The 13826-nt window shown below is 45.3% G+C and carries 11 protein-coding genes; 5 read left to right on the plus strand and 6 right to left on the minus strand.

The window, feature by feature from the left end; all coding sequences use genetic code 11:
• Positions 1-22: 22 nt before the first annotated feature.
• From LU351_RS07340 to LU351_RS07350, 3 genes are read right to left on the minus strand one after another with little or no spacing between them, the layout of a single operon-like run.
• On the minus strand, positions 23-868 hold the full coding sequence (locus tag LU351_RS07340; protein ID WP_232593412.1) for a hypothetical protein: 846 nt from the start codon (positions 866-868) through the stop codon (positions 23-25).
• A gap of 22 nt (positions 869-890) precedes the next feature.
• Positions 891-1133 (minus strand): hypothetical protein, encoded by a 243-nt coding sequence (locus tag LU351_RS07345; protein ID WP_232593413.1) that lies wholly within the window; start codon positions 1131-1133, stop codon positions 891-893.
• 3 nt (positions 1134-1136) lie between these two features.
• Positions 1137-1442 (minus strand): hypothetical protein, encoded by a 306-nt coding sequence (locus LU351_RS07350; RefSeq protein WP_232593414.1) that lies wholly within the window; start codon positions 1440-1442, stop codon positions 1137-1139.
• 146 nt (positions 1443-1588) lie between these two features.
• Between LU351_RS07350 and LU351_RS07355 the strand changes: the two genes are divergently transcribed.
• A complete protein-coding gene (locus LU351_RS07355) occupies positions 1589-1831 on the plus strand; it encodes a helix-turn-helix domain-containing protein (protein ID WP_232593425.1) in 243 nt (80 codons plus the stop codon).
• A 297-nt stretch (positions 1832-2128) separates the two neighbouring features.
• On the opposite strand, the gene LU351_RS07360 is transcribed toward LU351_RS07355, so the two are convergent.
• Both LU351_RS07360 and LU351_RS07365 read right to left on the minus strand, forming a co-directional pair.
• Positions 2129-6430: a di-heme oxidoredictase family protein gene (locus tag LU351_RS07360; RefSeq protein WP_232593415.1), complete on the minus strand. Its 4302-nt coding sequence runs from the start codon at positions 6428-6430 to the stop codon at positions 2129-2131.
• A gap of 571 nt (positions 6431-7001) precedes the next feature.
• Positions 7002-7448, minus strand: coding sequence for a DUF4124 domain-containing protein (locus LU351_RS07365; RefSeq protein ID WP_232593416.1), 447 nt, complete (start codon positions 7446-7448; stop codon positions 7002-7004).
• A 626-nt stretch (positions 7449-8074) separates the two neighbouring features.
• Between LU351_RS07365 and LU351_RS07370 the strand changes: the two genes are divergently transcribed.
• Both LU351_RS07370 and ilvN read left to right on the plus strand, forming a co-directional pair.
• A complete protein-coding gene (locus LU351_RS07370) occupies positions 8075-9811 on the plus strand; it encodes an acetolactate synthase 3 large subunit (protein WP_232593417.1) in 1737 nt (578 codons plus the stop codon).
• On the plus strand, positions 9811-10302 hold the full coding sequence (gene ilvN, locus LU351_RS07375) for an acetolactate synthase small subunit (protein ID WP_232593418.1): 492 nt from the start codon (positions 9811-9813) through the stop codon (positions 10300-10302). The genes LU351_RS07370 and ilvN overlap by 1 nt, the downstream gene beginning before the upstream one ends.
• Positions 10303-10396: 94 nt before the next feature.
• On the opposite strand, the gene ilvY is transcribed toward ilvN, so the two are convergent.
• Positions 10397-11290, minus strand: coding sequence for an HTH-type transcriptional activator IlvY (gene ilvY, locus LU351_RS07380; protein ID WP_232593419.1), 894 nt, complete (start codon positions 11288-11290; stop codon positions 10397-10399).
• A gap of 208 nt (positions 11291-11498) precedes the next feature.
• On the opposite strand from ilvY, the gene ilvC reads away from it, so the two are divergent.
• Both ilvC and pssA read left to right on the plus strand, forming a co-directional pair.
• A complete protein-coding gene (gene ilvC, locus LU351_RS07385; protein ID WP_232593420.1) occupies positions 11499-12515 on the plus strand; it encodes a ketol-acid reductoisomerase in 1017 nt (338 codons plus the stop codon).
• Between the two features lie 116 nt (positions 12516-12631).
• The gene (gene pssA / locus LU351_RS07390; protein WP_416053939.1) at positions 12632-13474 is read left to right on the plus strand and encodes a CDP-diacylglycerol--serine O-phosphatidyltransferase; all 843 of its coding nucleotides are present in this window, start codon (positions 12632-12634) and stop codon (positions 13472-13474) included.
• The last annotated feature ends 352 nt before the right edge of the window (positions 13475-13826 follow it).

Below are 13826 nucleotides of genomic sequence, written 5' to 3' on the forward strand. Positions count from 1 at the left end.
GCGTCGTCCTTTATACGTACGGTTAAGGGTGGTATTGGGGAAAAGGGCTACCCGGATCAACGAGAATTTGCTCTGATCGACACGGATTAATTTTATGGGTTCGGTATGTGGCAAACGTCCAGTTGAGGTCGGGTTGTTGGTAGTGCGTGCGGCGGGCCTGTTTTAAGATCGATGATTTTCGCTTTTCGCAATGAGGGTTTAGCTGGATGACTACCGACCCGATTAAGCTTTTTGCCAATGATTGGAGTAGGGGTGATATGGAATCACGGTTGCTGAGTGTGTCGATATCACAACAAACCATCAGGTAAATATTGTCATCCAAGGGATAAAACCCATAAGAACAAAAAGAGTGGTCTCTTTGAGCATCTTTGAGAGTGTTTTGGTTGTGGGCTTCGACGTACACCACCCCATTGTTTAACACTTCCCAGTTATGGAACTCATAAGGAATAAAAGAGTTTAAAGGGCCTCTTGATCGATGTAATGATCGTGCAATCGCTTGTTCAAAATGGGCCGGGTTAAAGCAGCTCATGGTTTCTGGCAGGTCGTCCAAGACATGAACAATGGCACTAAAAGTCGATAACCCAACAGGTTTTTTGAACAGTGGGCCGGATATTCGAAACCAACGCCCAAAGATCGCAGCCACTCCGAAAGCATACTGCTCTGCCTTTTTATGAAACTTAAAGTTCTTACGGTTATAGAGGTCAAAATGTTCTGGGCAGGGTTGGTATAACACCGGGTCTTGAGTGTGAGCCGGTAAGCCCACTTTTAGTGTTGTGTCGGAAAGGTCAACCTGTAAGTGATCTTTGTTGTACCAGCCTTTGACATAAGGTCGTTTAAGGCTGGCCAGGAATCGATAACGTGAAAACATCTAAAATCCGTTTTTCTGAGGGTCAATGAGTGAGGCGTTTTATGAAGCCTTGTAGCTCTTGCAAAACTGGGTTGAATGATATGATTTCTAACTGATGAATACAGTGCTTTATTTCCGTTATGGTTTTTTTGTCGTTTAATTGGCTTTTTATGTCGCGAATGGCCCGGTTATAGCCTTCTGCGTCTACGGCTGTGACCATTTTTGCCAGCTCTTCTTCGCCTTTACTGTTTAAAATTGATCGAAGTAAGGTAGAGGTATTTTCCATTCTTTATTGCCCTTTCTGGTTCAAGGTTAATCGGTTCTTTTGAGGTCGATTCTTTGCGTATTGTTCGCTTACTTGGTTAAGTCTTCCTATCAAAGCCGCATGTTCACGGCTTTTTATTGCTTCAAACAGCTTTTGTATGTCTTTTAGTTTGATACAGCCTTTGGACTGGGCCAGTCCATTGAGATCCTGTATCAGTTCAAAGGCTCCATTGAGGTGTATTTCCGCTTTAGCCCTGGCAAGTTGAAACAGCAGCCCAGGCCTTTCTAGGTCTTCCAAAGATTGTTCTAGTCGTTCGAGTGATGTATCCATCCTTTATTCCATGATCATTAGTCTGGCTGAAAATTATTATATGGATACCAAAATTAGTCAAATGTCCACCCTTTAAAAAGGGTTTATTGTCTTTCATAAACAATGCGTTATTCCCTCCTTTTGGTGAGGGTGTACTTGTGAAAAAGATGGATGCAAAGCCAAATATTGGTTTGGAAATTAAAAGAAGGCGTGCGCAATTGCGTATAAACCAAGAAGAATTGGCATTTCGTAGTGAATTGGCCGATTCGTTTTTACAGAACGTTGAGTTGGGCAATCAGCAGTTAACGTTGCATACCTTGTTTAAAGTATCCGTGGGATTAGAGACAGAACCGGAAAAGTTAATCCATGCCGCATGGATAAGCTGGAAAGCGAATTTGAATAACAAATAGCTTTATCATCTGCCTGGTGGAGGTGCTCAAGCACAAGGCGTTCAACGAGCTAAACAAGAGGGAACCTAGAAGTATAAGAGGTGGTACTTGACGAAAAACTAAGGGCTAATATTCGCTGTTTATTGCAAGCAGGTAGTGTGGTGCCTATCGAGAAATAGTGGATTTTTAAACACTGTTCGATTGATGAGTTGAACAGTCATTTAGTATTGAGCGGCTAACCAGACATAAAAAAGGGCGGGGATTAACCCGCCCTTTTTTATTTAGAGATCCGTATTGCCAGATCTATTATCCCGTTGATTACAACGTTTTAATAAATTTCACAATGTTCTCTTTATCTGAACCACTCAATCCATTGAAGCGAGAGCGTGTTTCAGCCGCATCACCACCATGGCGAGCAATGGCATCTTCGATTGAAGTGGAGCCACCGTCGTGCATGTAGAGAGCTCGGCGACCATTGCGCTCAAGTAAGTTCAAGTTATGACCTAAGCCCCACAGAGCTGGGGTACGGAAAGATCCGTCGCCCAAGTCCCAGAGTTTCATGTCGGTGTATGGACGAATTTCTAGTCCATCCAGGTGAGACTCAGAGCTTTCGGTGACTTGCACTGGCGTATGACAGCTGGCACAACCAATGTCATTGAACAGCACGTCACCTTCTGCAACACCAGGAATATCGTAAGAACCTGGGTCACGGTTTGGTACGGTCAATGTCTCGGTGTACGCCGTGATCATTTCAACTACAGGGTGATCTTTTGAAACTTTGGTGAAGTCAACGCCGTGATCAAGTTCCATTGCAGCAATGATTTGATCCTTAACGGTCGGTGCTGAACCATCCCATGAGAACCCTGTTTCACGACCTTTGATCGCTTCAAGCAGTTTCACACCGTAAGTGGGTGGTGGTAGACGAGGGCCTTTTGGTGTCTCGATTACCTCTGAACCACGTCCATCACGGAAGTGACAGTTACCACAAGTGTCATTCACTAATTGGACATCTGGGTCATTGAAAGTGCTGGAGCGAACCTTATGTGGGTCAATACCGTGGAATAGGTGGTGACCAACAATGAAGTCATCGATCAATTGCTCAGAGTTGATGGTAGCCATCGGTTGAGTAAAGATCGCGTTGTACTCCAAGTCACTGTAAGCACCGGAATCAGAGAACCACATAGTGGTACCGGCTTTACCCGCTGAGTTCAAACGAGGATCGCCGTATGCACCCCAGCCTTGTCCTACGGTGTAGTAGGAGAAGTCGTTGTAGGTTTGTGCACCAGAAGAGCCTGCAACAGCGGTAATTTCAAACTGAATTACCTGACCGTAGCTGAACTCATCACCCCAACCTAGGCTACCGCCAACGTTGGCAGCAAAGAATTGCTGACCGTTAGGCCCACCAGCGGTATTACGGTGTGCTTCGTTACGAATCACGTTACCGGTGATGTCTGCTTTCATTTCAACGTTACCCGGAGCATCTTCCACCCAAATGGTGTAGCGATCTAGGTTACGCAAACGGTCATTGTTATGCTGTGCATCCAATACCGCAGCGGTTGTTCCATCTGCAGAAATTGGGTGACGGAAGCGCATCCAGTTTGCTGAACCATCGACGAAAGATGGGTAGTTGCGTGGGTCTACGCGGCGCTCAGTGGTGAAGCTACCAGTGTAAATCCATGCTGATGCTGGGTTGTTGTTCAGGGCATGGGGGTGCTTGTATCGGAAGAAATAAATGTAATCACCGCTACAAGGAATACTGGCAGTGCCGCCTGAGAACGTGGATTTCTCAAAGGTCATACCATTATCTTCAGAACAGTGCATTTCTAAACCTGAATCACCGCCACCACGAACAGTTTGAGGTCCCCAGCGCCACGTTGCCGTGCTGCCTTCAATATCGAATGCAAATCCGAGTCTTGTTGGTGCTGCGCCACTAATTGGCGTGGCTAGGTGCTCAAACTTCCTAGACACCGGGCCGATCGAATTGTTGTTGTGAGACGTCATGTTATCGGTGGAGTTGTGAGAGTTAAACTCCCAATCTAGGTTGGCGAAGGTTTCATCGCCAGCAGGTAGGTCTGTACCTCCACCATTATTGCCGCCGCCATTGTTACCACCACCATTATTGCCACCACCGTTATTACCACCAGAGCCGCTACCACCTTGGAAAGTGAAGCTGTGTTGTGGGAAGTCGGCAGAACTCATACCCGGCACTTTTAGTTGGGCGGTGTAGGATTGCCCGTTACTAAAGTTATTGTGCTCACGCTCCCATCGGCCGTTGTTTAGGGTGGCAGGGTAACATTCGTTCTCACCATCTTTACAACTATAGTAATCACCACCTGTTGGCCACCCGTCTTGAGCTGCAAACCAAATAATGGCGGTATTAGAACCAGTTGAGATCACGCCAGAGGCAGCTGTGTCGCCACCAATTCCATCGTCTGTATCGGTATCACCGCCAGTGTCGCCGCCGGTATCTCCGCCGGTATCGCCACCAGTGTCTCCGCCGGTATCACCGCCAGTGTCGCCGCCGGTATCTCCGCCGGTATCGCCACCAGTGTCTCCGCCGGTATCACCACCAGTGTCTCCGCCGGTATCGCCACCAGTGTCTCCGCCGGTATCGCCGCCAGTATCACTACCTGAGAAAGATACATAGTCAACGTTCATGGCACTGTCGCCAGCTTCATAAACGACCTCAACAGTAGCGCCTGCAGGCACGTTGATTCCTGCAGAGACGGTGTTGTAGTTGCCTACCCATGCACCCGTGCTTCCGAAGGAAACCTTGGTGCTTTGACCGTTTACACGAACAGTGATGGTTCCAGATTGCTCTGAGGCATAAGTGAGGTTCACACCAGAAGAGGCTGGAGCATTGTTAATTTTAAAACCTGCACCGTTTTGGTAGATATAAGCGACACCTGATCCACCAGAGGCAGAGCCATCAGTGTATACTTCTGCAGCACCCATGATTTCTACAGATTCTGCTTCGACCATACTACCAATGGTATTGCCGTCGTCGCTGTTATCGTCGCCACCGTTGTTTCCTCCGGTGTTACCGCCGCCATTATTCCCGCCAGTGTTACCACCGCCGGTATTGCCGCCACCAGTGTTGCCAGTGCCCTCTGCACAAGAGCTATCGACATACACTCCTTGAGAAGTGTAAGTGACCGTTTCATTGGCGGTAATACATTGGCTTGGGTTGTCATCGACTTTGAATTGAATGGTGTAAGACGTACCTGGAGTCACATTGACAGGACGTTCATATCGACCGTTATTCAGCGTACCAGTTTGACAGTTGTCGTTAAGGCATAGGTAGTTGAAGTTGGCCCGTTCGCCAGAACTCACATGGAACAACATACCAGAGCTATCGATACCGAATTCAAATCCGCCTGGAGTCGGAGTCGGTGTTGGAGTCGGTGTTGGAGTCGGAGTTGGAGTTGGAGTTGGAGTTGGAGTTGGAGTTGGAGTTGGAGTCGGAGTCGGAGTCGGAGTCGGAGTCGGAGTCGGAGTCGGAGTCGGAGTCGGAGTCGGGCTCGCGCTGCCGCTCAATACATCAAATAAATCAGAAGACGCATTCAACCATCCATCACTGGTGATGGTGTTCACCCATAAATTTTGAATTTGGCTGTTGGCTTCAACGCGAGTATCGCCCCAGTAACCTTCCGGATAAGGTGACGCCCACTTACCTTGAGTGTCCCAATCGGCATTGATGTAGGCAACGGCTTTAATGACATCTTCGTTGGCATTGATGTAATTAAAGTAACCTGCAAACCACTCATTCCAAATTTGCTGGGCAGATTTGCTTTGATCCGGTGCTTGACGTTGTACTTGTGGGTTGTGAGTTAAATCACTGATGTCGTAGCGTTGGGGTGCAGATTCAGCGACCAAAACAGGCTTGTTTTGTTGGCGTGCAAAGTTGACGATATTATCGATTGCAGAGTTTTGAACTTGGCAGTCATCTGGTCGGAAATAGGAAAAACCAACCCAATCTACGTATTCAGCTCCAGGCCACCACGCTGAAAAATTATGGCCTTGATAGGTTTGAATTGCACCGCCTTGAAATGGAGCACAATAACTAGAGCTTTGCCAAACCATAATGATGTTGTCAGCACCCGCTTGCTCTACTTTGTTGTACATGCGAATCCAGGCTTGCTTGAAGGCTTCTGGATCATAGCTATTCCAGTTTCCGTCAAACTCATATCCCCAGCGTAAAAAGACGGGGCGTTCCCAAGCTTTTAGGGTGCCAATTAATTCGTCTAGCTGGTTATCCAGTTGGCCGTTATTAATTTGGTCGAGTTGGTTGACCATATAAACGCCAATGGCCAGAACACTATTGGGGTAGTCCTGATATAAGCGGCCCATGTTGTTGGGGCCGGCTTGATTGTCGACATCAGTGGTTAAGCCGCTGAGATCGCCAATGTCAATGTAACCTGTAACACCACCTGGGGTAATACCGACACCACGGTTATAGTTGTCGATGCTGGTTAAATCTTGTCCGACAATTAATAATTTTTTTCCGTCAGGCGGTATGTACGGGCCTTCAACTGCGCCCGCTGTTACGGCTAATGCACTCAAAGATGCCCCATAAATGAGGCGTGAGATGCGCTGACAAAGCAGTTTGCGTTTAGTCATTTTTAGCACCTATTGCGTGTATCTATACGATTATTATTGAAGTTGCATACTTGAAAATTAAGTTGCCGAACAGTGGGTGAAAATCATAAAAGTACTCTCTTTGCATAAAGCACTTTTTGATTTTTTTTCACGGTTGAATTGCAATTCTCGGCAATTTTGTATCTGTACTTACTTGTCTACTTTTTCATTAATGATTTTTTGTGAACGCTTGTTCACAGGCTGATTAATGAAGTGACTCGCGAACTGAATTCGCGAATCCTGTTCAGTATTGCATAGCTGTAATCGTTTACAAATGAGGGGATTTTGGTTCTGACGATTGAGTTTTACTTGAAAAGGGATGGGCTGCACAAAAAACAAAAAATTGATCTTTGTGCATCAAATAAATATGTCAAGAGGACATTAATTGTCTTTTTTTAAAGGTTTTTTTTGTCTTCAAGTGCGAAAAATTATTTGTCTTATTAATTTTTTGTGTGAAAAGGGTCATGGATTTTTGGTGTGGTATTAAGTTGGTTTTGTTGGGGTCGATGCCTACTCTATACATCAATAAATTTAACAAAAGAACTCTTGAGTTTTAGCATTCACTAGAGAGAATCTCCTGAAGTTCTCTTTTTTTATCTGAAATTTCTTTCGAAGTCATATAGCGTAACTCTCCGTCATCACCTTTTACCCGAATACGTGCAAAAGAGTTTAATGTCTCTAGATTTTCTCGGGCTTTAGTACACCGTTCACGATCAACGGGAGGTGGGGCAGCCTGATTGGAGGTGCTTGTATTTTCCTCATCGTTTTGTTCGTCTCTTGGGGGTTGAACCGGAGAATTCCCCACTGGAGTAATACTGCGTATTTTTTCTGCTTCTACATTGGCCGGTGGGCGCTCGGAAAAATGAACCACTCCTTTGTCATCTATCCAGCGGTACATGGTGGTTGCAGCACTGGCGCTGGTATGACTGATTAAAATAAGTCCAGCCGCAAGGTAGCAGCGAGGTAATCGGCTTAGGTGAAACGCAGAGAAGATGTTCATTGAGTGGACTCCAAAATTCTTCGTACTTCTAATGCTCAGTACTACTTTAGCCTTGAATAAAATATGGCAGCAGGTAGTTTGTTATTAGTGCATAGCTGTGTTGTTCGGGATTCTTATTACATTGATTATGTTTGGAACCATGTGGCTTGTAGGCGGTATTGTTATTGATCAACCTAGTTGCCTGAAAGCGATATTAAAGTTAATACGCGCTAACGCTTATAACTATAGCTTCTCGTGTGGATGAATAGAACGTTTTAGATTTAGTTCTCTTTAGCTATGAGATGTGTGCACGAACCTTGACATCTGATGTTAGATTGAGAAAATGCCCGGTTCTTTGAATTGATGGTACGTTTTGTTAGGCCTTCCACCTTTGGCCGACGATTCAAATAAGTAGCAAAGAGAACGCTTATGTGTGCCGTCTATGTCGGAACTTCGCTAAAAGCATCGCTGCGCCTATCTCTCTGGTTAAAAGCCAAAGGGCTTGGTGAGCATTCCGAACACAATTGATTGCCGCGTCAAAACTGACTAGCCTAGGGTTTGCTGAGTGAGCTCAAGGGCTGTTTTGGCGTTGTAAGAACGTTAAGCCTTTTAATGTACGTTAACCCTCAGGGTTAAGGGGAATCAAAGTGGAAATGCTTTCAGGCGGAGATATGCTCATCCGCGCCTTACGTGATGAAGGTGTTGAATGTGTATTCGGTTACCCAGGTGGTGCTGCACTACATATTTATGACGCCATTTTTCGACAAAAAGACGTTAAACATATATTAGTGCGTCACGAACAAGCTGCTGCCCATGCTGCAGATGGTTATTCAAGAGCAACCGGTAAAGTCGGTACGTTGTTGGTTACCTCAGGCCCTGGTGCCACCAATACGATTACGGGTATTGCCACCGCACATATGGATTCTATCCCTATGGTGGTTTTATCGGCTCAAGTGGTGTCTGATAAAATTGGTGAAGATGCTTTCCAAGAGACTGACATGGTTGGTATCTCTCGCCCTATCGTGAAACATAGCTTTCTTGTATCTGATCCGAGTGAGATTCCATCGATTATTAAGAAAGCTTACTACATTGCGTCTACAGGTCGTCCAGGCCCTGTTGTTGTCGATATCCCGAAAGATCATACAGATCCTTCACGCGTCTTCGAGTATCAATATCCTGAATCCGTAAAAATGCGGTCTTATGTTCCTGCGGGACGTGGGCATGCTGGGCAAATTAAGAAGGCGGTTCAGTTATTGTTGGGTGCTAAACGCCCGGTTATTTATTCGGGTGGTGGGGTAATACAGGGAGACTCTTCTGAACTGCTCACTGAGCTGGCCAAGAAATTGAACTTCCCTGTGACTAATACGCTGATGGGGTTGGGAGCTTATCCTGGCACGGATAGACAGTTTTTGGGCATGTTAGGAATGCATGGTACTTTCGAGGCAAATACCGCGATGCATCATGCCGATGTGATTTTAGCGATCGGTGCACGCTTCGATGACCGTGTGACCAACACGCCCAGTAAGTTTTGTCCTCACGCCAAAATTATTCATGTTGATATCGACCCGGCTTCCATTTCCAAAACGGTATCGGCGGATGTGCCGATTGTGGGAGCAGTGGAAAGTGTTTTGAAAGATATGCTGTCGCTGGTTAACAGCGCTGAGCAGGGCACCGATCAGGAGGCGATTGGGGATTGGTGGGCTCAGATTGATGAGTGGCGCCAACGTCATGGTCTTTACCATGCTAACCGTTTTGATACTTCGGGTGAGCGGATTAAACCGCAGGAAGTTGTTCAAGTATTACATGAAGTAACAAAAGGTGATGCGTACATTTGTTCTGATGTAGGGCAACACCAAATGTTTGCTGCACAATATTATTTGTTCGACAAACCCCGTCGTTGGATTAATTCTGGTGGTTTAGGAACCATGGGTTTTGGGCTGCCAGCGGCAATGGGTGTACAGATAGCAGATCGAGACGCTTGTGTGGTGTGTATCACGGGTGAGGGAAGTATCCAGATGTGTATTCAGGAGCTTTCTACACTGACTCAATATAACCTTCCGGTAAAAATTATATGCCTCAATAATCAGGCGTTGGGAATGGTGAGACAGTGGCAAGATATGCAGTATGACAGCCGCTATTCAGAAAGTTTGTATGAGGATTCCCTCCCGGATTTTGAAAAACTTATGGAAGCCTATGGTCATGTGGGCATTACGGTGACTCAGCGAGACGATCTGCGTAGCAAAATGGAAGAGTGCTTTGCTATGAAAGATCGAGTGGTCTTCATGAATGTTATGGTAGACCGTTCCGAGCACGTGTATCCCATGTTGGTTGCCCCTAATGGATCCATGCGAGATATGTTGTTGAGTAAAACGGAGCGAACGTAATGAGAAGAATCGTATCGATTTTGATGGAAAACGCTCCTGGTGCTTTGTCTCGTGTTGTGGGGTTGTTTTCCCAGCGCGGTTATAATATTGACACTTTAACTGTTGCACCAACAGAAGATCCAACTCTTTCAAGGCTGACACTGACTACAGTGGGTGATGATCATAAGTTGGAGCAGATCACCAAAAACCTCAATAAGTTGATTGATGTGGTGAAATTGGTGGATTTAAGTGACGGAGCTCATATTGAACGTGAATTGATGCTGATTAAAGTCAAGGCATCAGGTGCGCAGAGAGCGGAAATTAAACGCTGTACGGATATTTTTCGTGGCCAGATAGTGGATGTGACATCGACGATCTACACCATTCAGATTGTTGGGACGGCAGATAAATTGGATGCTTTTGTTCAGTCTATTGGTGAGGCGTCTATCTTGGAAGTGGTTCGTTCGGGCGTATCGGGTATTGCCCGTGGTGAAAAAGTGTTAAGCATTTAGTTCACAGTTGACGTTTTACTTTCTAAAACAAAAAGGCCGGGAGTATTTCTCGGCTTTTTTTATGGCTGCGCGTTTAATGTTCTTAGAGGGTAGCTCATTCGTCCTCTGTTGAAAGGTGAGTGATGTTTTGCTTCCAAAATGCACCGATAATTGGGCTTTTAATCCGTTTTTTTTGTGTGCACAGGCAAACATTGTAATGACCAAGGCTTTCCGGTGTATCCAATACCTCCACACTGTTTTTTAGAGGGCTGTTATTCAAGACGATGTCTGGTACCACACCTACACCAAACCCTAAGCTCACCATGCTGACAATGGCTTCATGTCCTGCGACTTGAGCATAAATATTGGGTTTAATGCGCTTTCTTTTTAACCACCTGTTTAGTCGATCTCTGGCAAGGCCCACTTCAGATACGATCATGGGAGTAGATTGCCAAAAATCGTCATCAAAGTGTCTGATAGATCGGAACTGGTGTTTTTCTCCGATGAAGACTAATGGCGAATGTGCCACTTCTTTAAAGGCGATTTGTTCGGGGGATGTTTCAGGTTTGGCAACGATGGCAATATCATCGATACCATCAAGTACTCGCTCAATTCCTATTGCTGGGTCACCAGTATGAATCTTCAATTCAATACCGGGGTAGTCCTGACGAAATTCACTCAGAATTTCATATAAAAAACTGTAGCTGGCGGTAACCGAGCAAAAGAGGCTTAAGGAACCTCGAAGAATCTTGGTTTCATGTTGCAGGGAAGTTCGAAATCGCTCCCAGTGGTGCAGAGTCTCTTTTGCATAGTCACGAAAGAGAACGCCTTCTCTTGTTAGTCTGACCTCACGATTGTCACGCTCAACTAATCTTACACCCGCTTGTTCTTCAATGGATTTGATACTGCGGCTGAGAGCGGATGGGCTTACATAGCTGAGTGCGGCCGCTTTACCAAAATGTAATGTGTCACAGAGGTGAATGAATTGTTGTAGGAGCTTGGTATCCATAGGCATAATTCATGTTGCATAAATCGGCATATTTTATTGCAAATATTTCATTTTAAGCAATGAGCTGTTTTGGGTAGAGTATGCGCCATGATCTATTATGACTTGAGCGAAAGATTGCTGGCTTTAAGTACGAGCTGGTCGCTCTAAATTTTTCATTCAAATATAAAAACTCAAGGACGGGCTATGGCCTTTGTTCCGGAGAATATCGATGCAAATTTATTACGACAAAGATTGTGATTTATCCATAATCCAAAGCAAGAAAGTATCCATTATTGGTTATGGCTCTCAAGGTCATGCACACGCATGTAATCTTAAAGATTCTGGTGTAGATGTTACTGTTGGCCTACGTGTAGGCTCTTCTTCAGTTGCTAAAGCTGAAGCGCACGGCTTAAAAGTCGCAAGTATAGAGGAGGCTGTTGCGGGTGCAGATGTTGTTATGATGCTGACGCCTGATGAGAATCACCGTGATTTATATTTGTCGACGATTGAGCCAAATATTAAAGAAAGCGCCACGTTGGCATTCGCTCATGGCTTTTCTGTGCATTACAACCAAGTTGTGCCGAGAACAGATTTGGATGTCATCATGATTGCTCCTAAAGCACCTGGTCACACTGTGCGTAATGAGTTTGTTAATGGTGGTGGTATTCCAGACTTGATTGCGATTTACCAAGATGCTTCTGGTCGCGCGAAAGATGTTGCATTGTCTTACGCTTCCGGTGTGGGTGGCGGTCGTACTGGTATTATTGAAACAACATTCAAAGATGAAACTGAAACCGATTTATTTGGTGAGCAGGCTGTTCTTTGCGGAGGTTGTGTTGAGCTGGTTAAAGCGGGTTTTGAAACCTTGGTTGATGCAGGTTATGCCCCAGAGATGGCTTACTTCGAGTGTTTGCACGAACTTAAGTTGATCGTTGACCTGATGTACGAGGGTGGCATTGCTGATATGAACTACTCCATCTCCAATAACGCAGAGTATGGTGAGTATGTTACAGGCCCGGAAGTCATCAATGATGAATCCCGCCAAGCAATGCGTAATGCCTTGAAACGAATCCAATCCGGTGAGTATGCGAAGATGTTCATCACGGAAGGGGATACTAATTACCCATCTATGACAGCGCATCGTCGTAATAATGCAGCTCATGGTATTGAGGTGGTCGGTGAGCGCTTGCGCTCCATGATGCCTTGGATTACATCGAAAAAAATAATAGATAAAAGCAAAAACTAAAATATAAATACTTTTGGAGAAACTACAACGCGGCTTATGCCGCGTTTTTTTGTTTTTAATCGCTGGCCGAAACACTATGATTGCACAGCAAGAGTATCAATTAAGGTCTAGTTACTGTGGAAAACAACTCTGAACAATCTAAAGATGGTGTCCAAGAGGCATCTCAAAAACAAAGTACAGTAGATACCGTCGAGAAGCTGCTTCCTGTCGATGAGCACTTTGAGGAAGTGGGTGAAGGGGATAAAAAAACCCGTCATCGAGGTGTCTATCTTTTACCTAATCTATTTACAACCGGAGCATTATTCAGCGGCTTTTACGCCATTATTGCAGGAATGAATGCAGATTTTGAGGCGGCGGCGATTGCGATGTTTGTCGCAATGATGCTTGACGGGCTTGATGGTCGGGTGGCACGCCTGACTAACACCTCTAGTGAGTTTGGTGTTCAATACGACTCTTTATCTGACATGGTGTCCTTTGGGGTTGCGCCGGCATTAGTGATGTTTAATTGGGCTTTAGCGCCTTTGGGTAAACTGGGTTGGGCTGCCTCATTTGCATTTATGGCTTGTGCGGCTCTAAGGCTTGCTCGTTTTAATACGCAAGTTGGTGAGGTGGATAAGCGGTACTTTGTTGGATTGGCGAGTCCTTCTGCTGCTGCTTTGCTTGCATCATTGGTTTGGACGGGTCATTCCTGGGAGGTTTCTGAGTCAATGGCGACCATCGGTGCGATAGTGACATTAGTTGTTGGCTTATTGATGGTTTCGAATGTTCGTTATTTCAGTTTCAAAAATATTGATTTTAAAGGGCGTGTCCCTTTTGTTTTCATGTTGCTTATGGTGCTGGTCTTTGCCGTCATTGCGGTTGACCCACCAAGAACGCTTCTACTTCTAGCGACTGTGTACTCTTGCTCGGGTCCATGCCAAGCCTTGTTGCGTCGTGTAAAAGATCATAGAAAAGCTTGATGGAATTACGTGGTGTACTTGAGTAAAGGAAGTTAAAAATAAAGTGGTGAAAAGTGCTTGCGCTTTGAGAAGTCGATGCGTATAGTTCGCGCCCACTGAGAGGCGAGGAGTTAACGCCGGTTAAGTCAGAAAGGCTGCTTCAATAAATAATTTGGAGAGTCGAAAAAATGAAAATGTTTTTTAAGTTTCTGAATAAAAATAACCGCTTGCGAAAACAAATCTGATGCGTATAATGCGCACCTCGCTTCAGGGCGAAGCCGATAACAAGCTTGTCGGTGGTACATTAAAAAAGAATTCAAGCAATGCGTGTGGGTGCTTGCGAAGGTAGATCGGCAATAAAAGATTTATCAAC

Source organism: Marinibactrum halimedae (genome assembly GCF_021234875.1).
Lineage (GTDB): Bacteria > Pseudomonadota > Gammaproteobacteria > Pseudomonadales > Cellvibrionaceae > Marinibactrum > Marinibactrum halimedae.

Bases quoted from the DNA above. Each gene is read 5' to 3' on its own strand.
- LU351_RS07360 (WP_232593415.1), bottom strand. From the start codon at position 6,430: ATGACTAAACGCAAACTGCTTTGTCAGCGCATCTCACGCCTCATTTAT.
- LU351_RS07365 (WP_232593416.1), bottom strand. From the start codon at position 7,448: ATGAACATCTTCTCTGCGTTTCACCTAAGCCGATTACCTCGCTGCTAC.
- LU351_RS07355 (WP_232593425.1), top strand. From the start codon at position 1,589: ATGGATGCAAAGCCAAATATTGGTTTGGAAATTAAAAGAAGGCGTGCG.
- LU351_RS07345 (WP_232593413.1), bottom strand. From the start codon at position 1,133: ATGGAAAATACCTCTACCTTACTTCGATCAATTTTAAACAGTAAAGGC.
- LU351_RS07350 (WP_232593414.1), bottom strand. From the start codon at position 1,442: ATGGATACATCACTCGAACGACTAGAACAATCTTTGGAAGACCTAGAA.
- ilvC (WP_232593420.1), top strand. From the start codon at position 11,499: ATGCAAATTTATTACGACAAAGATTGTGATTTATCCATAATCCAAAGC.
- ilvY (WP_232593419.1), bottom strand. From the start codon at position 11,290: ATGGATACCAAGCTCCTACAACAATTCATTCACCTCTGTGACACATTA.
- ilvN (WP_232593418.1), top strand. From the start codon at position 9,811: ATGAGAAGAATCGTATCGATTTTGATGGAAAACGCTCCTGGTGCTTTG.
- LU351_RS07340 (WP_232593412.1), bottom strand. From the start codon at position 868: ATGTTTTCACGTTATCGATTCCTGGCCAGCCTTAAACGACCTTATGTC.